Here is a 25,982-nt window from a genome sequence, read left to right on the forward strand (position 1 = left end):
GCCGCGGCGGAGACGCTCCCTCAAGGGTGGCGGCCCGATGTTACGCGCGGCAGCGCCTGCAGGTTAGCGCTGTGTTAACACCCGCTGGGTGTCCGCTGTAAGAACGCTGGATGCTGTGTGCACCGCGGGGACAGGGGCTGGCAGGCTATGCCGTGCGCGGCAGCCCGCGGCCGAAGGTAAATGCCCGAATCAGCTGGAGGGCGCCGAGGACGATCAGGAAAATGCCGCCGTAAATCACCAGCACGGCAAGGGAGCCCAGCGGCAGGATCAGCACCGCAATTCCGGCGAGGATGCTGAGGATGCCCAGCACAATGGCGAACCAGCGCGAGCCCCCGCGGTCGGACTCGGCCAGGCTCATGACGCCCTCCACGATCCAGGCGATGCCCAGCAGCAGTGCGAGCGCAGTCAGGGTTGCCGCCGGATTCCGGATGGCAATAACGCCAACCACCAGCAAGGCCAGCCCTACAAGAATGTTCAGGATCTTCAGGCCGACGCCGATTCCGGTAAAGATGCCCAGCAGCACACGGATAATGCCGGCAACCAGGAAATAGAGCCCAAAGAGAAAAGCGAGGACCTCCAGTGTCGCTCCGGGCCAGAAAAGGACCAGCAGGCCAAGAATTACGGATACCAGGCCGGTGATTCCCAGCCCGATGCGGATCCCGCGGATGGCGGATCTGGCAAGATTCAGGGCGTCCAGTGCAAACCCGTTGTCCTGACGATATGAACTGCTTCCTGATGCGGACATGCTTAGGACCTCCAGAGAGATTGCCCCCACGGACCGGCTGGACCCGCCTCAAGTATCCGCCGGGCACGCCCTGCTTCTCTAGGGAGCGGCGCCGGAACCCGTCAGCTCCGCCCCGATCATTGCGGCCACGGCCGCCATGCCTTCCGTGTTCGGGTGAAAGGGCAGCGGGCCGCCCGGCCGCGGACGGATGCCCGCGGTGGTCCAGGGGTCATCGGACCAGGCATGGTGGTCCGCACCCGCAGCGGCTACCGGAACCAGAGTTGCCCCGGTAGCCGCGGCCGCACGCGCCGTTGCACCGGCCAGATGCGTAAAGAACCTCCGCCCGGACGCTGCCTGCCGGGTACTCATCCGCGGCACACGGACCACGGGGTCCGGCGGCAGCACGGGAAGGTACTGGACAAAAAGGACCCGTGCCCGCGGCGCGCGCCGGCGGACCAGTTCGCCCACCATGGTGAGGGAGGCTTCGAGCAGAACCAGCTGCCGGTCCAGGCCCCCGGTGCCCAGCCGCTGCAGTCCGCCTGCCAGCCCGGCGAGCCGGGCCGGACCGGGCGGCAAACCGGCGGCCACCAGACCCGTGACGTAGCCAATGTCATTGCCGCCCACAGTGATGGTGACCAGGTCCGTGTCCGGGGTCAGCGCGTCCGCCTGGGGCGGCTGGCCGAACTGCCGGCGGTACAGAATGTCCGCGGTGACCGCCCCGGAACTGGTGACGTCGGTGAGCATCAGGTCCAGCGCGGACGCCAGGCGGTGGGGATAGTTCGCGTCGGTGCGGCGGGCGCCGGGCGCTGAGCGGGGGACCGGAATCCCCAGCCCCGGGCCGGCAGCGTAGGAGCTGCCCAGGGCGACATACCCGGCACCGGAGAAGTTCGGACGCGGCTGTGCACTGCTCTGCTGGGTCTCCATAAGCGGACAGTCTGCCCGTGCGCGTTCCCAGCGGCCAGAGTTACTGCAGCCACGGAGGTCCGCCCACCCCCAGAAAGGCCCGGACCTCCGCGTCCGTGGTCTGCGGAAAACTGTCATAGGCCAGTCCGACGGCGTCCAGTCCGCTGTGTGCCCACGGCACCACGACGTCGTCGGCCAGCGACGCCGGGATGTCCGCTGCGCTGCCGCAGGCCACGGGGGCGGCAGCCACCAGCCAGGCCGGGGCCAGCCGGCGGACCACCCCCAGCGCCGCGCGCATAGTGGAGCCGGTGGCCAGGCCGTCATCCACCAGGATCACTGTTGCCCCCGGCACCGCCCGCACCGGGGTTCCGGGCCGGAACAGCTCTTCCCGCCGCCGCACTTCGGCCAGCTCGTCCTCGGCGGCAGCCTCAAACATTGTGTCCGCCCGGCTGCTGCGGCTGCGCCAGTAGCTGAGCACGTCATGGTTCCGCACCACTTCGGTGATTCCCGCTATCCCGGCGACCGCCCCGGCGGCGAGCTCGGGCTGCAACGCATATCCGATTTTGCGGACCACCACCACATCCAGCGGGGCGTCCAGGGCGGCCGCCACCTCCGCTGCCACCGGCACACCGCCGCGGGGCAGGCCCAGCACCAGCAGCTGGGGTGCATCGGCATAGGCCGTCAGCGCTGCGCCGAGCTGACGGCCGGCATCGGTGCGGTCCCGCCATCCGTGCGGGGGGACGGGGCCAGGAGGGGTGGCGGATTCCGGCATGGGGCCCATTTCCGGCAGGTGGTGTTTTCTTCACGCTAGGCCCGCGCCGGGAGGGCGGCAAGCCCGTTCGGGAAGGAGCCTGCCGCGTTGCCAAAGCTGCAGGGACATAGCAAAGTGGCGGCTATGACGCAGACAGCAGTAATCACAGGGGCAACCTCCGGCATCGGTGCGGAATTCGCCCGCCGTCTGGCCGAACGCGGCTACAACCTGGTGCTCACCGGCCGGGACACCGGGCGGCTGGCGGATGCCGCCGCACGGCTCGCGGAGCAATACTCGGTAAAAACGGAATACATCGGGGCGGACCTTTCCACCGAGGACGGCGTGGCCGCAGTGGCCCGGCGGGTGCAGGAGCCCGACGTCCGGATCCTGGTGAACAACGCCGGCTATGGGTTGAAGAACGACTTTGCCCGGAATGACCTTGATGCCGAGGTGGACCACCTCAATGTGCTGGTGACGGCTCCGTTGAAGCTCAGCCATGCGGCGCTGAACGCCATGCAGGCGGGCGGCGGCGGCCGGATCATCAACGTGGCCTCCCTTGCCGGCCTGCTGCCGCGCGGGACCTACAGTGCCGCCAAGGCGTGGCTGATCAACTTCAGCCGCTGGGCCAACATCTACTACAAGGACCGCGGCATTACCGTCACCGCCGTGTGCCCGGGATTTGTGCACACCGAGTTCCACCAGCGCATGCAGATGGACAAGAGCGTCTACCCCAAGTGGATGTGGCTGCAGGTTGAGCAGGTGGTGCGTGAGGGGCTCGCCGATGCCTTTGCCGGGAAGGGCATGTCCATCCCCTCCAGGCGGTACCGGGCAGTGGCGGCCGTGAGCAAGCTGGCGCCGCAGACGCTGGTAGCCAAACTCGCCGGCAGGGGACGCTAGGCCGCTTCCGGGCGCCCGCCCCCGCCGTCGTGCAGCGTCACATGGGCTGGCGGGAGAACGACGGCGGGCCTAGGGTGGCGGTGCGCCCCACCGGGACGCATCAGACCAACGAGAACACCGGCGAAAGCGAACCCCATGAGCACCCCCACGGTTTATGCCCTGCATGAGAATCCCGAATGGTTTCCGCCCTTTGCGCGCGCCTTCGAGGCGGAGGGGATCCACGTGGAGGAATGGCTGCTCACCGACGGGGTGCTGGACCTGGACGCCGTACCGCCGGAAGGGATTTTCTGGTCCCGGATCAGCGCCTCCGCGCATACCCGCGACCACGGGCTGTCCAAGGACTATGCCCGCTCCGTGCTGTCCTGGCTCGAGGCCCACGGCCGGCGCACGGTGAACGGCCGCCGCGTGCTGGAGATGGAAATGAGCAAGGTGGACCAGCTGACCGCGCTGCGCGCTGCGGGCATTGACACCCCGCGCACCGTGGCAGCGGTGGGCCGCGGCCAGATCCTGGCGGCTGCAAAGGAATTTGAAGCCCCGTTCATACTCAAGCACAACCAGGGCGGCAAGGGGCTCGGGGTGCGGAAGTTCGAGTCGCACGGCGAGCTGGCGGATTACGTTGCCTCGGAGGAGTTCGAGGAACCTGTGGACGGCATCACCCTGGTCCAGGAATTCATTGTTGCCGCCGAACCCTTTATTACCCGGGCGGAGATTGTCGGCGGCGAGTTCATTTACGCGATCCGGGCGGACACCGCCCGCGGCGGCTTCCAGCTTTGCCCGGCCGACGCCTGCGCCATTGACCCGGTCACCGGCCGGCCCGTGATGCCCCCGGGGGCCACCATCGCCCCCGACGCAGACACCCAGCTGTTCAGCCTGCGCGAGGACTTCGACTCGCCGGTGATCGCCAAGTACCTGGACTTCGCCCGGCGCAACGGGATTGAGGTCTGCGGCATCGAATTCATCGAAGCGGCCGACGGCCGGCTGCTCACCTATGACGTGAACACCAACACCAACTACAACGCCGCCGTTGAGGCGGTGGCACCCCGGTCCGCGCCGCGGGCGCTGGCCAGGTACCTCGCAGGCCTCGCCGGCCAGGACGCCTAGCCGGCCAGGACGCCTAGCCGCCCGGCTCCCGGCGCCGCCAGCCCGGCGCTTCTGCGCCACTTCTCCGCCACAGCAGGTGTGATCTGCGCCGGAAGCGGGCACCAGGGTGGCCCCGGCCTCGTTTTTTATCTCCGGAAGCGGTGCCTCGATATAGTCGTTGTTAGCCAAACTAAGGAGCCTATCCATGTCCGCTGCTGCCGAATCTGTGTCTGAACCGCTGTGGGTGAAGAACTATCAGAACGGTGTTCCGGCGCAGATTGACCTGCCCACGGAATCCCTCACCGCCATGATGGAAGACGCGGTGGACCGTTTCGGCAGCAAGGTGGCACTGGAATTCTTCGGCGCTGAGACCACTTACAAGGAGCTGGGCGACCGGATCAACCGGGCCGCCGAAGGCCTGCGCCGCCTGGGTGTGCGCAAGGGCCACCGCGTAGCCGTCATCCTGCCCAACTGCCCGCAGTACCTCATTGCGTTCTACGCCGTGCTCCGCCTGGGCGCCGTCGTCGTCGGCCACAACCCGCTGTACACCGAGCGGGAACTGCGCCACCAATTCGAAAACCACGGTGCCAAGGTCGCCATCGTGTGGGACAAGGTGGTGGAAAAGGTCCAGGATTTCCCGGACGACGTCGCTGTGGACACCATCGTGGCCGTGAACATCACCAAGGCCATGCCCCGGCTGAAGCGGATGGCGCTGACCCTGCCGCTGCCGTCGGTACGCCGGACCCGCCAGGGACTGACGGCGAAGACGGAAAACACCCTGGCCTGGGAGGAGCTGCTGGACACCGCGCCGCTGGCGAAGGACCACCCGCGCCCCAAGGTCACCGACCTGGCGGCACTGCAGTACACCTCGGGCACCACCGGTGTGCCCAAGGGGGTAATGCTCACGCACTTCAACCTGCGCTCGAATGCCCTGCAGGGCAAGGCCTGGATGCACGGAGCGCAGGAGGGCAAGGAAGTCATCTACGGTGTCCTCCCGATGTTCCACGCCTTCGGCCTCACCCTGTACCTGACCTTCTCCGTGCTCACCGGCTCGAGGCTGGTGCTTTTCCCCAAGTTCGATGTGGATCTGGTGATGACCGCGGCGAAGAAGTCCAAGCCCACCGTCTTCTGCGCCGTGCCGCCCATCTATGAAAAGACCGCGCTGGAGTCCAAGAAGCGAGGTGTGGACCTCTCCACCATCCGCTACGCCATTTCCGGTGCCATGACCCTGCCGGCAGCTACCGTCCAGCTTTGGGAAGAGGTTTCCGGCGGGCTGCTGGTGGAGGGCTACGGCCTGACCGAATCCTCGCCCGTGGCACTGGGCAACCCCTTTGCCCCTTCCCGGCGCAACGGCACCATCGGCGTTCCGTTCCCCAGCACCGAGATGCGTGTGGTGGATCCGGAAGCTCCGGAGAACGATGTTGACCCCGGCACCCCCGGCGAACTGCTGATCCGCGGACCCCAGGTGTTCGCCGGATACTGGAACAATCCCGAAGGCAGCGCCGAGGTACTGCTCGACGGCGGCTGGCTGCGGACCGGTGACATTGTCACCGTTGATGAGGACGGGTTTGTGAAGGTGGTGGACCGGCGCAAGGAACTGATCATCACCGGCGGGTTCAACGTTTCCCCGACGGAGGTGGAGGAAGTGCTGCGCACCCACCAGCTCATCCTCGACGCCGCCGTCGTGGGACTGCCCCGCGCCGACGGAGGCGAGCAGGTGGTGGCCGCCGTCGTGCTCCAGGAAGGTGCGGAACTGGACGAGGCCGCCCTGCGCGCCTACTGCCGGGAACGGCTTACCCCCTACAAGGTGCCGCGGAAGATCCTTGCCATCGAGGAGCTGCCCAAGTCCATGCTGGGCAAGGTGCTGCGCCGGCAGGTCCGCGACAGCCTGCTGAAGGACGCATAGGCTTTTTTCTTCCGGGCGGACGGGTCGCCTGACTGTCTGTGCCCCTCCTGCCTGCGCCTGGTTGCCCGTGCGGTTGCCCGTGCCGGCCTGCCTGTCCTGCAGAGTGCCCGTCCCACCGGACGGGCACTCTGGTTCTTCGGGCTGCCGGTACCTATTGACGGGGTCCCGGCAGCGGGTTGGAATTGTAAGTGGGCTTGGTATCTGCCAAGTCACTTCCAAACCAACTGGCCGCCAGGGATGCACGTGGACAAGCCAGTGTCCCCCTCCTGCGGTCTGTGGTGAACCGCCGCCGGTCAACCGACTCGGCGGATTCGCTGTCGCGAGGAGAACACGATGATCACGAATCAGCAGGTCGAAGGGCTTATGGCCGGGTCCGGCAATGTGCTGGGCCCCAACGGTGACAGGATCGGCTCAGTCGGCACGTTCTACCTGGATGACCAAACGGACGAGCCGGCCTGGGTCACGGTGAACACCGGTCTTTTCGGTACGTCGGAAACGTTCATCCCCCTCACCGAAGCAAGCGTTGACGGTGTTGACGTCCTGGTGCCGTATTCCAAGGAAGAGGTCAGGAACGCGCCGCACATCGACAGTGACGGCTCCATCAGTCCGGAAGAGGAAGTGACCCTCTACCGGTACTACGGGTTCGCCTACGACGACGGTTCGAGCGAGTCCATCACTGAAACGGAAACGATTTCCGCCGACGACGGAACGCTGACCGACGGCGGCACCACCTCCAGCCGTAGCTCAGGCGGTATGTCCGGCAGCGATGCGGACGCCGGGCTGGTCTCTGACGAGCGTACTGCCGGCACCTCGAGTGGCGCGGGCACGTCAGACCTTTCGGATCAGTCCCGGTCCGGAGCCAACATTGATGACGCCATGACCCGGTCCGAGGAGCGACTGAATGTTGGCACCGAAAACCGTTCCGTGGGCAAGGCTCGGCTGCGCAAGTACATCGTGACGGAAACGGTGACCCAGCAGGTTCCGGTCAGCCACGAGGAGGTCCGGATTGAGCGTGAGCCCATCACGGATGCCAACGCGGGTGACGCCCTTTCCGGTGCCGAGCTGACCGAGGATGAGCACGAGGTCACCCTGCATGCCGAGGAACCTGTGATCTCCAAGCACACCGAACCGGTGGAGCGTGTGCGGCTGGAGACCGAGACCGTCACGGACACGGAGAGCATTTCCGAGGAGGTCCGCAAGGAGCAGATCGATACGGATGTGGACGAGACCAACATCCGGCGCGGCACCTCGGGCGGGTCCGGGTCCGGCGGCTCAGGCGGTTCGGGTTCCGGGGGCTCGGACTCCGGCAGCTCGGACTCCGGCAGCTCGGGCAGCTCCGGCGGCAGCCGCTAGTACGGTTTCACCGCGTGTAGTTATCGGTTTCACCGCGTGCAGCCACAACGGCGCACAGCCACAGCGGCGTAGAACCGCAACAGCGCAGAGCCACAGCGGCGTAGAACCACAGCGGCGGGTCCTGGGTTTCCCGGGGCCCGCCGTTTGCTGCGTTCCCCTCCCGCACGGAGGGAAAAATCGACCGGTTTGGTGAATTCCGGACGGTTTGAACCGTGCGGATAAGCCCAAACAGTGCGAAAAAATCTGAACCGTGCGGAAAACATGCCGGGCAGGCGAACCCGCATCGTGCCTCAGGCAACGCGTTCCGCGATCAGCGACTGCAGTCCCAATCGGCGCAGCGCACGGCTGGAGTCCAAGCTCCGGCCTAAGGGTTCTGGGTTGGGCTGGGGCAACTGTCCACGGAGCCCGGGGGAACCTATGCGAAAAACCGCTGCCAACATGGCCCTTGCCCTGATGCTGCTGACCGGGTGCAGTTCGGCAACGGAAGAAGCCTTACCCGCTGCAGCGCCGTCGGATTCCTTCCCGGCCGCCCCTTCTGTAACCCCGGTAGCCTCGGCGAAGGATCCGTTGGAGGAATCCTGCCGCAAGCTCGCCGGACCGGAGAGCAAAGCGCCGCTTTCCCAGGCCGTCTATTTTGTCAGAATCCAGGAGGGCATCTACGGATTCAATGCGCCGCCGGAGAGCGCCCGCACAGTGGCGATGCAGATCCGCAGCATCGCCGCCAGCGCGCCGGAGGGCTTGAAAGTGCACTTGGAGGAGTTCATTTTGTCCTTGGGCACGGCCATTAGCGCTGCTGAAAGCCCGGATGCCGCGTCGGGCTTCGATATGTTTGCGTGGCAAAGCACCATTGCCGACATTCAGGCAACGTGTGGGCTCTAAGGGCAGGCTGAGTCCGTCCGGCAATAACCTCAGTCCTCCCGGGGAATCGGGGAGACAAACCACCGGAAACCCTCCCTGCCGCTTTGTGGTTTCCCTGCCCGTTTGGGAAATCCCTGCCGGTTTGCGGAGGAGCGATGTCCCAAACCGGCAGCAGAAACCCGAACCGTGCGGAAAACCCCATCCCGGCAGACGGAGGCGCCCAAACCCCATCCCGGCAGACGGAGGCGCCCAAACCCCCACCGGCAGACGGAGGCGCCGGAACCCCATCCCGACAGACGGACGCGCCCAAACCCCCATGAGCAGACGAACCCGCACCGGCCCTTACGCCACTAGCCGGGCCCTTACGCCACCAGCCGGGCCGTCCGCTCCAGGACCTCGCGGCAGGCCCGGATGGCGGGACGGCGGCTGCCGGCTTCCCGGACCGACGTGAAGATGGTCCGCCGGGGCATGCCGGGCAGGTCCAGCAGCCGCACGGTGGGGGTGCGGCCGGTCCACACCAGTTCGGGCATCAGGCCGACGGCGTTGCCGGACTCAATCAGCCGGATCTGCGCCTGCAGGTCTGCCGTTTCATAGCGGACATCCGGTTCGAAGCCGGCCTGGCGGCAGGCCTGCTCCGCCCAGTGCCGGGAGGCCGCTCCGCGGGGCTCCATCACCCAGGCGCAGGAGGCGGTGTCGGCAATGGACCGGATATCCGCTCCGCCCAGCCGGTCCTCGGGTACGGCGAGCTGGATGGCGTCAGTGGTGAGCTGCATCCTGTCCAGCCCCGGATACCGGGGAGCAGCATGTCCGGGGTACTGTTCCGCGATCACCAGATCAAAATCCCGTGCCCAGGTTTCGTACAGAGCCGTTTCCGGTTCGCGCTGGGTCATTTCGATCCGCACTTCGGGGTAGTCCCGCCCCAGGATGGTGAGAGCATCTGGAACCAGGGCCAGTGCCGCGGACTGGAAAACCGCCAGCCGCACCGTACCGGTGACCGTAGTCAGGGACTCCGCCAGATCCGCCTCCGCACGTTCCATTGAGTCCAGGATCTGCGCCGCGTGATCCACCAGGATCTCGGCCTGTGGGGTCAGTGTGACCCGCCGTCCGGTTTTGCGCAGCAACTCAACGCCCACCTCTTTTTCCAGCAGCGCCAGCTGCTGTGAAACCGAGGACGGGCTGAAGTTCAGGGCGGTGGCAACCGAGGCCAAAGTGCCCCGGACCTTCAGCTCGCGCAGCAGCCGCAGGCGGCGGATATCGAGCATGCAGAGCACCCCTTCGATTGTTCGGAAGACCTAACCGGTATTGGTGGGAAAAGATCGCTTTATCTAATTGAACTACAAGCGGATGATTGGTCAGTACCCCGGGGGGATAGCCACTTGTTAGACGAAAAGAGCACCAGCTTATGACCGAAATCTTTGAGGACCGCGACGTCGCCGGCGCAGTCCCCAATCCGCAGCTCGCAGAGCAGTCCGTGGCACTTGTGCGCCGCTGGCTTACCGAGGCTGCAGCCGTCCCCGTGGATGCCTCGGCAGCACAGCTGGCCGGTGTCCTGAAGGACCCTGACGGCCTCGGTTTCACCGTGGGTTTTGTGGACGGCGTGGTCCGTCCCGAAGACATCCGCGTGGCCGCCCGCAACCTCGCGGCCCTGGCCCCCCGCGTACCCGGCTTCCTGCCCTGGTACATGCGCGCTGCCGTGCGAGCCGGCGGCATCCTCGGCCCGGTCATGCCGCAGGTGGTTATTCCTGCCGCCCGCAAGGTGCTGCGCGAAATGGTGGGCCACCTGATTGTGGACGCCACCGATGCCAAGCTCGGCAAGGCCATCGCCGGCATCCGCAAGGAGAACATCCGGCTGAACATGAACCTGCTGGGCGAAGCAGTTCTCGGACAGCACGAGGCTGCCCGCCGGCTCGAGGGCACCCACGCCCTGCTGGCCCGCGACGACGTCGACTACGTCTCCATCAAGGTTTCCGCCACGGTGGCCCCGCATTCCCCCTGGGCCTTCACCGAAGCGGTGGAACACGTGATCGAGTCCCTGACCCCGCTCTTCCGCCGTGCCGCGCAGTCACCGGTGAAGAAGTTCATCAACCTGGACATGGAAGAGTACAAGGATCTGGAGATGACCATGGCGGTCTTCACCGGCATCCTCTCCAACCCCGAATTCAAGGACCTGGAAGCCGGCATTGTGCTCCAGGCCTACCTGCCGGACGCCCTCTCGGCCATGATCCGGCTGCAGGAATTCGCCGCCGCCCGCCGTGCCGATGGCGGCGCCGCCATCAAGGTGCGCGTGGTCAAGGGTGCCAATCTGCCCATGGAGCAGGTCGAAGCCTCCCTGCACGGCTGGCCGCTGGCCACCTGGCACACCAAGGCAGACAGCGATACCAACTACAAGCGCGTGATCAACTACGCCCTGCACCCGGACCGGATCGGCAACGTGCGGATCGGCGTGGCCGGACACAACCTCTTCGACGTCGCCTTCGCCTGGCTGCTCGCCGGGGAACGCGGCGTGCGGGACGGCATTGAATTCGAAATGCTGCTGGGCATGGCCGCCGGCCAGGCCGAGGTGGTACGCCGCGACGTCGGCAGCCTGCTGCTCTACACCCCGGTGGTGCACCCGGCGGAATTCGACGTTGCCATCGCCTACCTCATCCGCCGGCTCGAAGAAGGAGCCAGCTCCGAGAATTTTATGTCCGCCGTCTTCGAACTGGCGGAGAATGAAGCACTCTTCGAGCGCGAAAAGCTGCGCTTCCTGGCCTCGGTGGAGAACCTGGACACCACGGTGCCGGCTCCGCACCGCGTGCAGGACCGCACCCTGCCCGCCGCCGCAGCCGCCACGGACAGCTTCGACAACACCCCGGACAGCGACCCGTCGCTGCCCGCCAACCAGGCCTGGGGTCGGAACATCCTCTCCCGGGTGCCCGGCTCCGAGCTGGGCAAGGCCGCCGTGGCTGCCGCCGCCGTCGGCACCGAAGCCGAACTGGAAACCGTCATCGATACAGCGGTAACCAGGGGCAAGGCCTGGGGTGCGCTCAGCGGTGCCGAGCGCGCCGAAGTGCTGCACCGTGCCGGTGAGGTCCTGGAGGCCCGCCGCGCGGATCTGATGGAGGTTATGGCTGCCGAGACCGGCAAGACCCTGGACCAGTCGGACCCCGAGGTATCCGAAGCCATCGACTTCGCGCATTACTACGCCGAACTGGCCCGTGAGCTGGACACGGTCGAAGGCGCCACCTTTGTGCCGTCCAGGCTGACCGTGGTCACCCCGCCGTGGAACTTCCCGGTCGCCATCCCCGCCGGCTCCACCCTGGCCGCGCTGGCCGCCGGATCCGCCGTCGTCATCAAGCCCGCCCGCCAGTCCGCCCGCTGCGGCGCCGTCATGGTGGAGGCGCTGTGGGAAGCAGGTGTGCCCCGCGACGTGCTCCAGATGGTGCAGCTGGGCGAGCAGGAACTGGGCCGCCAGCTGATCTCCAACCCCGCCGTGGACCGCGTGATCCTCACCGGCGGCTACGAGACCGCCGAACTGTTCCGTTCCTTCCGCCCGGACCTGCCGCTGCTGGCAGAGACATCCGGCAAGAACACCGTGATCGTCACCCCCAGCGCGGACTTCGACCTCGCCGCCCGCGACGTCGCCGCATCCGCCTTCGGCCACGCCGGGCAGAAGTGCTCGGCCGCGTCACTGGTGATCCTGGTGGGTTCCGTGGCGAAGTCCCCGCGCTTCCGCAACCAGCTGGTGGACGCAGTGCAGTCCCTGAAGGTCGGCTACCCGGAGGATCCCACCACGCAGATGGGTCCGGTCATTGAACCGGCCGCCGGCAAGCTGCTGCGCGGCCTCACCGAGCTCGGCGAGGGTGAGACCTGGCTGCTGCAGCCCGAACAGCTCGATGACAGCGGCCGGCTGTGGAGCCCGGGCATCCGCACCGGTGTCCGCCGCGGCTCGGAATACCACCTCACGGAGTACTTCGGCCCGATCCTGGGCGTGATGACCGCCGCGACGCTGGAAGAGGCCATCGACATGGCCAATGACATTGACTACGGCCTCACCGCGGGACTGCACTCGCTGGACCCGGCGGAAATGGATGTCTGGCTCAACCGCATCCAGGCGGGCAACCTGTACGTGAACCGCGGAATCACCGGCGCCATTGTCCGCCGCCAGCCGTTCGGCGGCTGGAAGAAGTCCGCCGTGGGCGCCGGCACCAAGGCCGGCGGCCCGAACTACCTGATCGGCCTGGGCAACTGGGAAACCGCGGCAGGCACCGGTGCCCCGGAGCTGGGCACGGAAAGCACCGCCGCACGCCTGGTCTCGGCTGCGGAATCGGCCGGTACGGTCTTCGACGCCGCCGACGCCGCGTTCCTGCGCCGCGCCGCCCACAGTGACGCCGCTGCCTGGGTAGCGGAGTTCGGCACCGCGAAGGACGTTTCGGCACTGTCCGCCGAGCGCAACGTCTTCCGCTACGTGCCGGTGCCGGTGACGGTCCGCCTCTCCGAGGGCGGGTCCGCAGCTGAACTGGTTCGGGTCCTGGCCGCTGGCGTGACCGCCGGGTCGGCCGTGACAGTCTCCTCCGCGCTCGACCTGCCCGCCGGTGTCCGCGCCGTACTCACCGAACTCGGCATCGGGTTCACCGTGGAGAACGACGCCGCGTGGTTGGCCTCAGCCGCCGCGCTGACCTCCGGCCGGGTCCGGCTGATCGGTGGATCCCCGCTGGCGCTGGCCGAAGCCACCGGCGGTACCCCGGATATCGCCGTGTACGCCCAGCCGGTCACCGAAGCGGGCCGGGTGGAGTTGCTGCCGTTCCTGCACGAACAGGCCGTCAGCATCACGGCGCACCGCTTCGGCACGCCGAACCACCTTTCGGACGCGCTGATCTAGCTCCGCCTGAGGTTGGCCGGCAGACCTGCCAACCTCAGGAACCGGACGCCGGGTGGGAAGCACGCAGCAGGAAACGCTGCAGCTTTCCACTCGGCGTTTTTGGCAGTTCGGCAACAAAGTGCACCGTCCGCGGATAGGCATGCGCGGAGTACTGCGTCTTCACCAGCTGCTGCAGCTCCGCGGCCAGCTCCGGCGAGCCGGAACCGGACCGCAGCACCACGTATGCCTCCAGGCGTTCCCCGCGCAGTTCGTCCGGTACGCCGACCACCGCGCTTTCCGCGACGTCGGGGTGGGTGGCCAGAACCGATTCCACTTCAAACGGCCCAATCCGGTAGCCGGCCATAATGATCACGTCATCGTCCCGGGCGGAGAAATAGGTGTAGCCCTGCTCATCCCGGGAACCGGTGTCCCCGGTAAAGTACCAGCGCCCGTCGCTGCTGTACCGCTCGGCGCTCTTGTCCGGATTGTCCGTGTAACCGCTGAACCACATCAGCGGGCTGGCGGGCACGTCGATGGCCACCCGGCCCTTCACGCCCGCCGCTGCGGCTTCCTCGTCCTCGAGATTGAGGACCTCGGTGTGATAGCCCGGCAACGCGTGGCCCATGGAGCCGGGCCGGATCTCCCGGTTCACCGATTCCTCCCAGCCGTTAACAATGCACATGCCCATTTCGGTCTGCCCGTAATGGTCCCGGATCACGGTGCCCAGGGTGCGCCCGGCCCAGCCGATGGTCTCGGCGTCGAGCGGTTCACCCGCACTGGAGGCACGCTGCAGGGACAGCTGCCCGACGCCGTCGGGCGCCTCCGCGCGCAGCGAGCGGAAAATGGTGGGCGCGGCGGCGAAGTTGGTCACGGCGAAGCGGTCCAGGATGTCCCAGCAGAGCTTCGCATTGAAACCTCCGCGCAGCAGCAGGTTGCGCCGCCCTGCCGCCAGCGGTGCCAGGATCCCGTAATAGAGCCCGTAGGCCCAGCCGGGATCGGCGGCGTTCCAGAACACGTCATCCTCCCGCACGTCCAGTCCGTAGTGGAAATAGGCGGAAAAGGCGTCCAGCGCCTTGAGCGGTACGGGTACGCCCTTGGGGTCCCCCGTGGTGCCGGAGGTGAAGATTTCCACCAGCAGCTCAGCCGGGTCAAGCACGGCGGGTGCCAGTCCCGGCTGCTCGGCGAGCAGCAGCTCGTCCCAGTCCCGTGCCTCCACCGGGCCGGTAGTTCCCCGACCGGCGGCATTACCTCCGTCGCCACCCGCGGCCAGCACCGTCAGCCCCAGGTCCTGTACCAGGGGCGTCACCTTGTCCAGCTGCCCGGCGTCGGCCAGTACTACCGCGGCGCCGCTGGCCGCCAGCCGGACCTGAATGGCGGGGGTGGCAAAGGCGGTAAACAGCGGCACGTGGACGGCGCCCAGGCGCCACAGGCCCAGCAGGGCGGTTACCAGCTCGGCACTCTTGCCCATCAGGGTGGCCACCCGGTCTCCCCGGCGTACCCCGAGCCGGGCGAAGGCGGCAGCGGCCCGTTCGGAGCCTTCCCGCAGTTCGCCGTAGGTCAGGTCCACGGACGTGAGATCCGGATCAATAACGGTAAAGGCCACCGCGTCCGTCGGGTGGCGGTCGCACAGCAGGACGGCAGGGGCCACCGGCCCCGGGACAGTACGGGAAATGGACATAAATGCAGCTCCGTTCCATCAGGTGTGCCATGGATCACTCCACGGCCATGGTGTCCATGCTAGGTGAGGGAGCTTTTGAAGCGGACATTGTGTTTCCTCCACTGCCCGGTTCATGATGGCTGTCGCAGGCCAATCCCGGGAGGTCCCCATGGAGCCCATGCTCATCGGCAGGAACGCGGTCATTTACGGCGGAGGCGGGGCCATTGGCGGTGCCATAGCGCAGGCCTTTGCCCGGGAAGGTGCCCGGGTGTTCCTTGCCGGCCGCACGGCGGAACCGCTCGAGGCAGTTGCGGAGCGCATCCGCCGGGCCGGGGGAGAGGTGCAGACGGCATTGCTGGACGCCACCAATGAGAGCGCCGTCAACCGGCATGCCGATGATGTGGCCGCCGCGGCGGGCAGCCTGGACATCTCCGTGAACGTTATCCAGCACGGGGATGTGCAGGGCACCCCCATGGCGGAGATGGCCCTGGCGGATTATCTGCGTCCGGTCTCTACCGCCGTGCAAACCCTGTTCCTGACCGCCCAGGCAGCGGCCCGGCACATGATGCGCCAGCGTTCGGGAGTGATCCTGGTGTTCGGCGGCTCCGGGAACCCGGTGCCCGGGATGTACCTGGGCGGACTCCAGACGGCGTTCGGAGCCATGGAGTCCATGCGCCGCCAGCTCTCCAGTGAGCTGGGCCCGTTCGGTATCAGGGTGGTGACACTGCGCTCCGGCGGCATTCCGGAAAGCCTGCCGGAAAACATGGAAGGCGCCGGCGAAATCGCCGACGCCATCACCACCGCCACCATGCTGGGCCGCGCCGCCACCTTGGACGAGGTCGGCTATGCAGCGGCGTTTGCCGCTTCCGACCGGGCTGCCAGCATGACAGCTGCAACTTTGAACATAAGTGCCGGAAGCCTCATCGACTGACGCGTCCGGGCATGCAGGGGACCGGAAGGACCCTAGGCAGGGATCTTCCAGAGGGTGAAATCATCCATGCTGAGTGCGGTCCGCAGTCCGCTGGATTCATCCCGGATCCAGACCGTGGACAGACCGGGGGCCGTGTCCTGGACCTCACCGTGGAAATAGGTTTCGCCACCGCTGCGGGCTTCTATGGTGTCCCCGCGGCGAAGGGTACGGATGCTGCGCACGCGCTTGGCGCGGGCAGTCGTGGGCGGAGTGGGAGCGTTAGCTACCGGCAAAGGGCGCCTCCTGAGATTGTTGATATTTATGCCAACAGACGTATACCCATAAAATATTCCCGATCACGCATAGGACCCTCTCGCTGGGGCGCCCCCGGCCGGTAAGCTTCGGCCATGGATATCGTGGATTTCCTGGTCACACGCTTCCAGGAGGACATCTCCGAGGCCCGCAAACTACTCGCATCTTCCAATGTTTCCCTCTCCGACCGCTGGTACGAAGAGCGTCTGTTGAAGGAATGCGAAACCAAGCTCATGCTCATCGAGATCATTGGGGGCGCCCGCCGCCATGCCCTCTCACGCATGGTTCTGGATGAGGATGACGACGAGGATCCACGGTTCCGCGAGGAACTGGAATGGACCCGCCTGGCACTCTCCGCACTGGCAGCCGTCCACGAGGACCATCCGGATTTCCAGGACGGCTGGCGGCTCACGCAGGAGAGTCCCTAGCCGGTTCCGGCACGCCCGCAGCCGGAAGCTGCGGATGCGGCGGCCGGACAGGGGCCATAGATTGGGTGCATGAGTGAAACGCCAAACACCCAGCCCGCCCCCACAACCGGCGACCCGCTCCACCGGCTAGCCGGCCTGCACAAAGTTGCGACCACGTTCACCGGATGGGACGGGGCCGAGCAGCAGGTTTCGGAGAAGACCCTGCGCAGTGTCCTCACCGCACTCGGGCTCGCCGTGGACACAGAGGAGGACCTGCTCCGGTCCCTTGCCGAGTCGGAGACGGCCGGCTGGAAGCGTCCGCTGCCGCCCACCGCCGTCGTCCGCCGCGGCCGGCCCGGCGCCGTGCCCGTACACCTGCCCCGGGACACCGCAGCGAAGCTGCGCATCCGGCTGGAGGACGGCAGCGAACTCAGCCTGGACTGGCCTGCGGAGGCCGACGCGGAACTCGACGTGGAGGGCGCGGTGCTGGCCCGCACCCAGGTTCCCCTGCCGAGCGGCCTGCCGCTGGGATGGCACCGGCTGGAGCTGGAAGCCGGCGAGACCCGTGCCGCCTCGACCCTGGTAGTGACCCCGGACCGGCTGGACACCGCGGACGCCCTGCAGGAGCAACCGGCGTGGGGGCCACAGGCCCAGCTGTACTCGCTGCGCTCCCGCCGCTCCTGGGGCATTGGCGATCTGACGGATCTGGCGGACCTCGCCGCCGTCGTCGGCGCCGACTACAACGCCGGGTTTGTGCTGATCAACCCGCTGCACGCCGCGGAACCCGTTCCGCCCATTGAACCCTCCCCCTATCTGCCCACCACCCGCCGGTTCTTCAACCCGCTCTACATCCGGGTGGAGGCGGTACCGGAATTCGCCTACCTCGGTGACGCGCAGCGGAAAGCTGCAGGGGAGGCGGCCCGTGCCCTCTACCCGGCCAACTCCTCCGCCGAGGAGCTGAACCGCGATGCCACCTACGCCGCCAAGCTGGCGGTGCTCCGCGACGTGTTCGCTGTGGAGCGCACGCCGGGACGGCAGCGCCAGTTCGAGGCATTCAAGGCCGACGCCGGGCAGGGCCTGGAGAACTTCGCCCGCTGGTGCGCCCTGGCCGAAGACCTGAAGCCCGGCGCCCCGGAATGGAACGAGGCCACCGGCCCGGACAGCGAGTACGTGCTGGCGCAGCTGCCGCGGCTGCAGGACCGGATCGAGTTCTTTAATTGGCTGCAGTGGATCTGTGACGAGCAGCTGGAGAACGTGCAGCGGGCCGCCAAAAAGGCGGGCATGGGCATCGGCATCATCCACGACCTGGCCGTGGGCGTGCACCCCGGCGGCGCCGATGCGTGGATGCTGCGCGACGTACTGACGCAGGGCATCTCCGTGGGCGCCCCGCCGGACATGTTCAACCAGCGCGGCCAGGACTGGAGCCAGCCGCCATGGCACCCGGGCCGGCTGGCCGAATCCGGCTACGCCGCCTACCGGGACATGATCCGCACCATCCTCCGCCACGCCGGCGGCATCCGGGTGGACCACATCCTGGGCCTGTTCCGGCTCTGGTGGATTCCGCAGGACGCGGAGTCCCCCGGCGAGGGCGCGTACGTGTACTACGACCACGAGGCGCTCATCGGCATCCTGGCGTTGGAAGCGCAGCGGGCCGGCGCCGTCGTTATCGGCGAGGACCTGGGCGTCTTTGAACCGTGGGTGCAGGAGTACCTGGCCGAGCGCGGGGTGCTGGGCACCTCCATCCTGTGGTTCGAGCAGACCGAAGACGGCCCGCGTGCCCCCGAGGAGTACCGGGTGGGCGCGCTGACCAGCGTGAACACCCACGACCTGCCGCCCACCGCGGGGTACCTGGCGGGCGAACACGTGAACCTGCGCGAATCCCTGGGCCTGCTCAACCGGCCGGTGGAAGAAGAACGCCGGGCGGACAGCGAGGCGCAGGAAGCCGTGCTGGCCGTCCTGCGTGAACGCGGGCTGCTGCCCGCGGATGCCTCCGGGCAGACGGCGGGACAACTCGAAGGGGAGGAAGTGCAGCGGACCGTGGAGGCGCTGCACCGGTTTGTGCTGCAGACCCCGTCGGTGCTCCTGGGAGTGGCGCTGGCGGATCTGGTGGGGGAGAAAAAGACCCAGAACCAGCCCGGGACCGCCGATGAGTATCCGAACTGGCGGATACCCCTCAGCGGCCCCGATGGTGAAGCGGTGCTGCTTGAGGACCTGGAGCACAACGAACGGTTCCGTTCGCTGGCGGTCCTGATGCAGGAAGGCCTCTAAGCCCTACTGCTCCAGCTTCATGGCCTTGCGCAGCGTCAGCGAACCGCCGCTCTGCATCACTGCCCGGCGGTAGATCCGCTCGCCGAAGCGCAGCAGGCCGTAGGCGGCGGCCAGGGCAATAACCAGGGACACGAGGGTCTGCCAGAGCGGCACGTCGCCGTTGAGCATCCGCACCGGCATGGCCACGGAGGAGACCACCGGAACAAAGGACGCGGCGACCAGCAGCTGGCCCTTGGCGAACAGACCGGCGAACAGGGCCACGATGATCACGGTGAGCACGGGGGCCGAGCTGTTGTTCAGGTCCTCGCTGCGGCTGGCCATGGAACCGATCATGGCCCAGGCAGAGGCGAGGATCAGGAACCCGGCCAGGAAGAAGACCAGGAACCAGCCCGACGCCGGCACAATGGCCCCCACGGTTTCCGCGGTGCCGGTGAGGTTCAGGGCCAGCAGGGCGGCACCGGCATAGAGGGCAAGCTGGACCATGGCCAGGATGGTGTTGCCGGCGACCTTGCCGTACAGCAGCTGGCGGATGGGAATGGCGGTAGCCAGGATTTCCACCACCCGGTTCTGCTTTTCCTCCAGCACGGAGGTGGCAATGGCCATGCCAAACACAATTGCTGCCATGTAGAACAGGAACGCGAAGACAAAACCGACAATGGTGGCCAGCAGCTGGTTCTCCGCACTGCCTTCCAGCAGCTCGGATTCCAGCTCCGAGCCGGCCAGCAGTTCCGCGGAGGTGGTGCCTGCGGCCGCCGCATTGCTCTCCAGTGCGTAGCTGCGCAGCGCCTCCGCCAGGCCGCCCTGCAGGCCGTTGCCGATTTCGGTCAGCCCGGTGAGGGTCCAGGTGCCGTCCACGCGCACCAGGGCTGCGTCCGCGTCATCCTCCCTGACCAGCTGCAGGGCGGCGTCGGGCGAATCCGCGGTGACGGCTTCGAAGGCGGTGTTGCCGCCGTCGGCCTGGCCGGCCTCATCCGCGAGGGCTACCACCGACTGGCCTTCGGTGCCGGTGACAGCAACGGTGTATTCCTCGCCGCGGGAACTCATAAACGCGTTGAACAGGACCGTGCCCACAATGATCAGCAGAGTGACCAGGGTGGAGATGAGGTAGCTGCGGTCCCGGGCCTTCACCATCACCTCGCGGAGGGTGACGATGGCCCAGGGGGCGGTGCTGCGTTCGGTGCTCATGCTGTGACCTCGCGGTAGATCTCGCTCAGGGACGGACGGATGGGGGAGAACTGTTCAACGCTGCCGCGGCGGAGGGCGGCGGCGAGCAGGCGCTGCCCGGCGGCGTCGTCGTCGAACTCGACGACGGCGTCCGGGCCGGCGACGTCGAGCACGCGCACGCCGGGCTCTTCACGGATCCAGCCGGCGTCGGGATGGACGGTAAGCCGGTGCCGGTTGGCGGCGCGGGCCCGCAGGTCCTCGCCGGTGCCGGAAGCAATCATCCGGCCCTGCTGCAGGACCACCAGGTTGTCGCAGAGCCGGTCCACCAGGTCCAGCTGGTGGCTGGAGAAGAGCACCGGCACGCCCTGCGCGGTGTAGTCCCGCAGCAGTTCCACCATGGAATCCACGGCCACCGGGTCCAGGCCGGAGAACGGTTCATCCAGGATCAGGGCGGTGGGCCGGTGCATCAGGGACGCGATGATCTGCACTCGCTGCTGGTTGCCCAGGGACAGGGATTCGAGTTTGTCCTTGGCCCGGTCCGCCAGGGTGAACCGTTCCAGCATGTCCTTGGCCGCACTGCGCGCATCATTCTGGCTCATGCCGTGCAGCTGGCCCAGGTAAACCAGCTGGTCCAGGATCGGCTGCTTGGGATACAGGCCGCGTTCTTCGGGCATGTACCCGAAACGTGAGCGCATCTTCGCGGTCAGCGGCACGTCATCCATCAGGACTTCGCCGTCACTGGGGGTGAGCACCCCCATGATCATCCGCATGGTGGTGGTTTTGCCGGCACCGTTGGCGCCCACGAACCCGGTCATTTTGCCGGAGGGGACGTCGAAGCTGACGTTGTCCACGGCGGTTTTGTCGCCGAACCGCCGGGTGAGGCTGCGTACCTGCAGCATGGTGGCCGCTCCTTTTCCCGGCAGGCCGGGCTCAATGGGGAATCGTTTCCATTAAGCCTAGTCAGGGCACCGCAGCGGAGGATCGGCCGTCCGGGGGAGAGCCGTGCGGGTTAGTCCGCGGCGGGTTTGTCCCCCGCGAGGATGAGCCCGGATTCGTAAGCGAAGACCACGGCCTGTACCCGGTCCCGGACCTGGATCTTGGCGAGCAGGTTGGACACATGCGTTTTGACGGTTGCCTCGGCCACGAACATGCCGGCGGCAATCTCGGCGTTGCTGCGCCCGGCGGCCACATTTACCAGGACCTCGCGTTCGCGGGAGGTCAGGGAATCGAGGAGTTTCTGCGTCTCCCTGGCGGCCGGGGACGGGACGGGCGACGCCGGCCCGGCGGCATCCGCAGCGGCGGTTTCGTCCCGCTGCTGGCTGGCGAAACGTTCAATGACACGCACCGTCATCTCCGGCGCCAGCAGGGCATGCCCGCAGGCCACGGCGTGCACCGCAGCCACCAGGTCATCCGGGTCCGCGTTTTTGAGCAGGAAACCGCTGGCACCTGCACGCAGGGCGTCAAAGAGGTAGTCATCGCGCTCAAAGGTGGTCAGGATGATGACCTTCGCGGTCCCTGCCGCCACCACCTGTTCCGTAGCGCGGATCCCGTCCAGAACCGGCATCTGCACGTCCATCAGGATGACGTCCACCGGATTCGCGGCGGCAAACTCCACGGCGTCGCGGCCGTTGGCCACTTGGCCCACCACCTCGATTTCCTCCTCGACGGAGAGCATCATGGCGAAGCCGGCCCGCACCAGTGCCTGGTCATCTGCCAGCAGGACACGGATCGGTTCCATCTGTTTATCCTCCCTTTCCACGGGATTACCCCCCCACAGCGCGGACCATGCCTGCACAGACCGCGTACCACCACGGTAGCGGCACGGGCGGCCGTACCCGGGGAGGACCGGCGGCCGGGGCGGGGATGTGACAGGACTGTGTCATACGCGCCGGGTCATACGTGCCGGGTTCTCGGCGTTGGGTCCCCAGCGTTGCGTCCCCAGCCCCCGTCCTCCGCGCCGGTCAGGACAGCGGAAAGCGGACCCGGACGCGCCAGCCGCCGCCTTCCCGCGGACCGATCTCAGTGTGGCCACGGTGCAGGGCCGCCCGTTCCCGGATACCGCGGATACCGAACCCGGAGCCGGCGGTACTGCCGCTGCGCGGACGGCCGTCATCCACGGTTTCCACCTCCACCCATTTAGCGGCACCGGTGGAACCGGTCGCACCGGTGGAGCCGGTGCGCAGGGCGACGACGGCGGCTGACGCCGTGGAGTGCCGGCGGACGTTGGCCAGGGATTCCTGCACCGTGCGGTAAATGGACAGCGCCAGCGGCGCCGGGATGCGGTCCAGGGCACCGGGCTCCTCCTCGGAGCGGTGGTAGGCGACCCGCAGGCCCAGCTGTTCGTGCTCGGCCACCAGGGCGGGCAGATCGGCGAGGCCGGGTTCCGGGGTGCGCCGCGCACCGCCGTCGGACTCCGCCGCCGGCTGGTCCTCGGCGCGCAGAACCCCCAGCAGTGCGCGCATTTCGGCCACCGCTTCACGGGAGGACGCTTCAATGGTCTGCAGGGCACCGGCCGCGGCATCGGGTTTTTTCTCCAGCACACGGCGTGCGGCACCGGCCTGCACACCGATGACGGCGATATGGTGCGCCACGACGTCGTGCAGTTCACGGGCGATGCGCAGCCGTTCATCCAGCACCGCCTGGCGTGCCAGCTCCGCGGATTGGGCCTCCAGCTGGGCGGATTGCTTCACCAGCAGCTCGCGCTGGTGCGCGCTGCGCCAGGAACTCATGCCGAACATGATCGCCCCGCCGAAGTAGGCCCCGTTGATGGCGAGGTTGTAGATGGCCAGCGACGTGAGCGGGGGCAGGAAGCCCCGGTAGGTCTCATCGCCTTCGTTCAGCCGTTCGAGCATGCCGTCATAGGAGGAGGAGACGGTGAAGGACAGCAGCACCCACAACGCCATCACGGCTATGACCACCACGGTGCCGAGCCAGAGGATCCTGCGGTCACGGGCCCACGCCACGGCGGTGTAGAGGGAGGCAAAGTAGGCGGCCTGGAACGCTGCCTGCCCGGCAATGCTGGGCACCAGCAGGGACAGGGACAGGAAGGCGGCGCTGCTGACGAGCATCACCAGGACGGGGTAGCGGCGCCGCACCACCAGCGGCAGGATCATCAGTGCCAGCGCGGCGTGCTGCGCCCAGATGGGGCGGGTTTCACCGGCTGCGGCGCCGATCCCGCGGCTGACCTCCAGAATGACGGCAGCCACCAGGAGCAGGATCAGCGTGCCGATCACGTCATTGCGCTGCTGCTCCTCAGTGGGGCCCGGGCGTTCCCAGTCCTCGCCGGTTCGCCAGGGCAGCAGGGGCCGACGGCGCGGGCGGTCTGAGCCGCGGTGCCCGGCCTCCGGGCCGGCTGTCTCGAAGGCCAAAGTCTCCATCATGCTGACCAGTCTAGGATCCGGGCCGGTGCCGCAGGCTCCGCCGCAGGGATGAACGTCGCCGGTCCGCCGCAGGGATGAACGTCGCGGGCTTGGGGCCCGCCGGCCGGCAGCATTTCCCATCCAGTGGTGCTGGTGGGGCGACTGGTTCCCCCAGGGGGACATCAGTACCACTCGATGGGATTGGCCGCTGGATTACCGTCCGGGACGGTAGCGGACCGTCTCGAAGGCTGTGCCTGCGGGAAAGGAGTGATTTACTGCGTAAGTAACGGCAGCCGGAGACCCCGGAGCCGGGCATCAGCGCGGATGACAGGACTAGAAGCATGTTTGTAGAAGAAGCACAGGCGATCCTCCCGGAGCTCGTGGCGCTGCGGCGGTCCCTGCACCGCGAACCGGAGACCGGCCTGGACCTGCCCCTGACGCAGGCGAAGGTCCTGGCAGCGTTGGAGGGCCTTGACCTGGAGATCACGCTGGGAGTGAAGTCCACCTCGGTGATTGCCGTGCTGCGGGGCGCAGAGCCCGGACCGGTGGTGCTGCTGCGCGGGGATATGGATGCCCTGCCTGTCGCCGAGCTGACCGACCTGGACTATGCCTCCGGCAATGGCAATATGCACGCCTGCGGCCATGACCTGCACGTCGCCGGCCTGGTGGGTGCCGCCCGGCTGCTGTGCGCGCAGCAGGAAGACCTTTCCGGCAGTGTCATCTTTATGTTCCAGCCCGGGGAGGAAGGCCATGACGGGGCCAGCCTGATGATTGATGAAGGAGTGCTCGACGCCGCCGGTGAACGTCCCGTCGCGGCCTACGGGATCCACGTCCGGCCCGGCCCGCTGGGTGTTTTCCGGACCAAGCCCGGCACTTTGATGGCCGGAGCAAACGAACTGCGCATCACGGTGAAGGGATCCGGCGGGCACAGCTCCCAGCCGCAGACCGCCGTTGACCCGGTGCCCGCGCTGACCGAGATTGCCACCGCACTGCAGACCATGGCCACCCGGCGGTTCTCCGCCTTTGACCCGATCGTGCTGACCGTTACCCAGCTCTCCGCCGGTGAAGCCATCAACGTCATCCCGGACACTGCGCGGCTGGGCGCCTCGGTGCGGACCCTGTCGGAGGAATCCCTGGACCGGGTCATTGTGGAGTCCAAGGCGCTCGCCGAGGGCATCGCCACCGCCCACGGCTGCAGCGTCGACGTCGACTTCACCATCCGGTATCCGGTCACCACCAATGACGCCGGGCGGACCAGCGAAGCCATGATCGGGCTGCGGGAGATCTTCGGCGAGGACCGGGTGATTGAATCACGGGACCCGCTGATGGGCTCGGAGGACTTTTCCCTCATCCTGAACGAAGTACCCGGCACCTTCCTCTTCCTGGGCGCCACCCCGCCGGAGGTCAATCCCGTGACCGCGGCCTGGAACCACTCGCCTCGGGTGGTGTTCGACGATTCGGTGCTGGGGGACCAGGCCGCGGCACTGGCGCAGCTGGCCTATAACCGGCTGACCTAGCCCGGCACATGGCGTGATCTGTGCGGGGCTTGCGGTATGCGCGAGGGGCCGGGTGCGGGTGTGGGGCCGCGCAGCGGATGCTAGCGTCGGGGCATGTCTGCACTTTCCAAGCTTCGTGCCGTTGCTGTCCGCCCTGCCCCGCCGACGTCGAAACCCCGGCGGGCCGGCGCCGTCGCCCTCGGTGCCTTCCTGGCTTTTGCCGGGACCTCGCACCTGACCTTTGCCCGGCAGGAATTCCAGGCCCAGGTGCCGGACTGGGTGCCGTTGGACGAGGACGCCGTGGTGCTGCTCTCCGGCGTCGCCGAACTCAGCCTCGGGGCCGCGCTGATGCTGCTGCGCAAACGCCGGGTACCTGTGGGACTGGCTGCTGCCGCGTTCTTTATTGCCATTTTCCCGGGCAACATCTCCCAATACGTGACGCATACCGACGCCTTCGGGCTGGACTCGGACCGCGCGCGGCTGGTCCGGCTCTTCTTCCAGCCGCTCCTGGTCATCTGGGCGCTGTGGTCCACCGGTGCATGGAAGGCGCTGCGGGACCAGGAAGGCCGCCGGCGCTAACGCCTGGCGGCGTCTTTTTCTTTCCGGCGTTTCTCCCGGCGGCGTTGGCGCCGGGCACGGCGTCGTTGATCCTCGCGTTCCTCGCGCTCAAACTGGGCAGCTTCCCACTCCCGGTACCACTGCGGCAGCAGCACGGGCCGGAGGAATTTCGGCAGGAAATACTGGTGCATCATGGCGATCGGCAGGCCAATGGACCATGAAAGCACGGCAATCACCCGGACGAGGGTTTCCGGCATGCCCACCAGGCCCAGGCTGATCGCCGCCAGGGCCCCGGTAAACATCAACCCTCCCCAGAAGCAAACGAATCCCAGACGGGAGTGCTTGGCGGTGGAGCCTGTCGCCACCCTCAGCGCAAGCCATGACGTATAGCGTCCGGTGTAGGCCCGGATGCCCATCACGAGGGACACAGGCCCAAGAACCACAAGGCCGACGCCGAAGACGATGTAGGCGATCAGCGGCGGGGAGTCCATGGACAGACACTCTAGGGGACGTCGGGGGCATATCCGGGGATTCTCACG

The 25,982-nt window shown here is 67.3% G+C and carries 22 protein-coding genes; 11 read left to right on the plus strand and 11 right to left on the minus strand.

The window, feature by feature from the left end:
- Window positions 1–145: 145 nt before the first annotated feature.
- From QWJ37_RS02740 to QWJ37_RS02750, 3 genes are all read right to left on the minus strand, one after another.
- Window positions 146–745: a DUF308 domain-containing protein gene (locus QWJ37_RS02740; RefSeq protein WP_227902801.1), complete on the minus strand. Its 600-nt coding sequence runs from the start codon at window positions 743–745 to the stop codon at window positions 146–148.
- Between the two features lie 78 nt (window positions 746–823).
- On the minus strand, window positions 824–1,648 hold the full coding sequence (locus QWJ37_RS02745; protein WP_290243931.1) for an SGNH/GDSL hydrolase family protein: 825 nt from the start codon (window positions 1,646–1,648) through the stop codon (window positions 824–826).
- Window positions 1,649–1,688: 40 nt separating this feature from the next.
- Window positions 1,689–2,399, minus strand: a complete 711-nt coding sequence (locus QWJ37_RS02750; protein WP_290243932.1) for a phosphoribosyltransferase family protein — start codon at window positions 2,397–2,399, stop codon at window positions 1,689–1,691.
- Window positions 2,400–2,522: 123 nt separating this feature from the next.
- Between QWJ37_RS02750 and QWJ37_RS02755 the strand changes: the two genes are divergently transcribed.
- The 5 genes from QWJ37_RS02755 to QWJ37_RS02775 all read left to right on the plus strand — a co-directional run bounded on the left by QWJ37_RS02755 (window position 2,523) and on the right by QWJ37_RS02775 (window position 8,493).
- The gene (locus QWJ37_RS02755; RefSeq protein WP_227902798.1) at window positions 2,523–3,275 is read left to right on the plus strand and encodes an SDR family NAD(P)-dependent oxidoreductase; all 753 of its coding nucleotides are present in this window, start codon (window positions 2,523–2,525) and stop codon (window positions 3,273–3,275) included.
- Between the two features lie 135 nt (window positions 3,276–3,410).
- A complete protein-coding gene (locus QWJ37_RS02760; RefSeq protein ID WP_290243935.1) occupies window positions 3,411–4,376 on the plus strand; it encodes an alpha-L-glutamate ligase in 966 nt (321 codons plus the stop codon).
- 184 nt (window positions 4,377–4,560) lie between these two features.
- On the plus strand, window positions 4,561–6,261 hold the full coding sequence (locus QWJ37_RS02765) for a long-chain-fatty-acid--CoA ligase (protein WP_290243936.1): 1,701 nt from the start codon (window positions 4,561–4,563) through the stop codon (window positions 6,259–6,261).
- A gap of 333 nt (window positions 6,262–6,594) precedes the next feature.
- Window positions 6,595–7,614, plus strand: coding sequence for a PRC and DUF2382 domain-containing protein (locus QWJ37_RS02770; protein WP_290243938.1), 1,020 nt, complete (start codon window positions 6,595–6,597; stop codon window positions 7,612–7,614).
- 417 nt (window positions 7,615–8,031) lie between these two features.
- Entirely contained in the window at window positions 8,032–8,493 is a 462-nt protein-coding gene (locus QWJ37_RS02775) for a hypothetical protein (RefSeq protein WP_290243940.1), read from the plus strand.
- A 341-nt stretch (window positions 8,494–8,834) separates the two neighbouring features.
- On the opposite strand, the gene QWJ37_RS02780 is transcribed toward QWJ37_RS02775, so the two are convergent.
- The gene (locus QWJ37_RS02780) at window positions 8,835–9,734 is read right to left on the minus strand and encodes a LysR substrate-binding domain-containing protein (protein ID WP_227902792.1); all 900 of its coding nucleotides are present in this window, start codon (window positions 9,732–9,734) and stop codon (window positions 8,835–8,837) included.
- Window positions 9,735–9,874: 140 nt separating this feature from the next.
- Between QWJ37_RS02780 and QWJ37_RS02785 the strand changes: the two genes are divergently transcribed.
- Window positions 9,875–13,333, plus strand: coding sequence for a bifunctional proline dehydrogenase/L-glutamate gamma-semialdehyde dehydrogenase (locus QWJ37_RS02785; protein ID WP_290243942.1), 3,459 nt, complete (start codon window positions 9,875–9,877; stop codon window positions 13,331–13,333).
- A 34-nt stretch (window positions 13,334–13,367) separates the two neighbouring features.
- Here QWJ37_RS02785 and QWJ37_RS02790 read toward each other — a convergent pair whose 3' ends face one another.
- Window positions 13,368–14,990: an AMP-binding protein gene (locus QWJ37_RS02790; RefSeq protein ID WP_290243943.1), complete on the minus strand. Its 1,623-nt coding sequence runs from the start codon at window positions 14,988–14,990 to the stop codon at window positions 13,368–13,370.
- A 148-nt stretch (window positions 14,991–15,138) separates the two neighbouring features.
- Between QWJ37_RS02790 and QWJ37_RS02795 the strand changes: the two genes are divergently transcribed.
- A complete protein-coding gene (locus tag QWJ37_RS02795; RefSeq protein ID WP_227902786.1) occupies window positions 15,139–15,900 on the plus strand; it encodes an SDR family oxidoreductase in 762 nt (253 codons plus the stop codon).
- Between the two features lie 32 nt (window positions 15,901–15,932).
- Here QWJ37_RS02795 and QWJ37_RS02800 read toward each other — a convergent pair whose 3' ends face one another.
- Window positions 15,933–16,172 carry a hypothetical protein gene (locus QWJ37_RS02800; protein WP_227902784.1) on the minus strand — a complete coding sequence of 80 codons (240 nt, stop codon included), beginning with the start codon at window positions 16,170–16,172 and terminating at the stop codon, window positions 15,933–15,935.
- Window positions 16,173–16,286: 114 nt separating this feature from the next.
- Between QWJ37_RS02800 and QWJ37_RS02805 the strand changes: the two genes are divergently transcribed.
- Together QWJ37_RS02805 and malQ are read left to right on the plus strand one after the other, a co-directional pair.
- On the plus strand, window positions 16,287–16,619 hold the full coding sequence (locus QWJ37_RS02805; protein ID WP_290243947.1) for a DUF6221 family protein: 333 nt from the start codon (window positions 16,287–16,289) through the stop codon (window positions 16,617–16,619).
- Between the two features lie 69 nt (window positions 16,620–16,688).
- A complete protein-coding gene (gene malQ / locus QWJ37_RS02810) occupies window positions 16,689–18,866 on the plus strand; it encodes a 4-alpha-glucanotransferase (RefSeq protein WP_290243949.1) in 2,178 nt (725 codons plus the stop codon).
- A gap of 3 nt (window positions 18,867–18,869) precedes the next feature.
- Here the strand turns inward: malQ and QWJ37_RS02815 are convergent, their stop codons facing one another.
- The 4 genes from QWJ37_RS02815 to QWJ37_RS02830 all read right to left on the minus strand — a co-directional run bounded on the left by QWJ37_RS02815 (window position 18,870) and on the right by QWJ37_RS02830 (window position 23,410).
- Entirely contained in the window at window positions 18,870–20,051 is a 1,182-nt protein-coding gene (locus QWJ37_RS02815; RefSeq protein WP_290243951.1) for an ABC transporter permease, read from the minus strand.
- The gene (locus QWJ37_RS02820; RefSeq protein WP_227902773.1) at window positions 20,048–20,929 is read right to left on the minus strand and encodes an ATP-binding cassette domain-containing protein; all 882 of its coding nucleotides are present in this window, start codon (window positions 20,927–20,929) and stop codon (window positions 20,048–20,050) included. The genes QWJ37_RS02815 and QWJ37_RS02820 overlap by 4 nt, the downstream gene beginning before the upstream one ends.
- A 110-nt stretch (window positions 20,930–21,039) precedes the next feature.
- Window positions 21,040–21,768, minus strand: coding sequence for a response regulator transcription factor (locus QWJ37_RS02825; protein ID WP_227928454.1), 729 nt, complete (start codon window positions 21,766–21,768; stop codon window positions 21,040–21,042).
- A gap of 223 nt (window positions 21,769–21,991) precedes the next feature.
- Window positions 21,992–23,410: a histidine kinase gene (locus tag QWJ37_RS02830; protein WP_290243953.1), complete on the minus strand. Its 1,419-nt coding sequence runs from the start codon at window positions 23,408–23,410 to the stop codon at window positions 21,992–21,994.
- A 320-nt stretch (window positions 23,411–23,730) separates the two neighbouring features.
- Between QWJ37_RS02830 and QWJ37_RS02835 the strand changes: the two genes are divergently transcribed.
- Window positions 23,731–24,906 (plus strand): M20 family metallopeptidase, encoded by a 1,176-nt coding sequence (locus QWJ37_RS02835; RefSeq protein ID WP_227902764.1) that lies wholly within the window; start codon window positions 23,731–23,733, stop codon window positions 24,904–24,906.
- Window positions 24,907–24,999: 93 nt separating this feature from the next.
- Window positions 25,000–25,464, plus strand: coding sequence for a hypothetical protein (locus QWJ37_RS02840; RefSeq protein ID WP_290243955.1), 465 nt, complete (start codon window positions 25,000–25,002; stop codon window positions 25,462–25,464).
- Here the strand turns inward: QWJ37_RS02840 and QWJ37_RS02845 are convergent.
- Window positions 25,461–25,934, minus strand: a complete 474-nt coding sequence (locus QWJ37_RS02845) for a hypothetical protein (RefSeq protein WP_290243957.1) — start codon at window positions 25,932–25,934, stop codon at window positions 25,461–25,463. The two genes, QWJ37_RS02840 and QWJ37_RS02845, sit on opposite strands and share 4 nt — an antisense overlap.
- Window positions 25,935–25,982 lie beyond the last annotated feature (48 nt).

Origin of the sequence: Arthrobacter sp. YD2, assembly GCF_030410475.1 — a bacterium.
Lineage (GTDB): Bacteria > Actinomycetota > Actinomycetes > Actinomycetales > Micrococcaceae > Arthrobacter_B > Arthrobacter_B zhangbolii.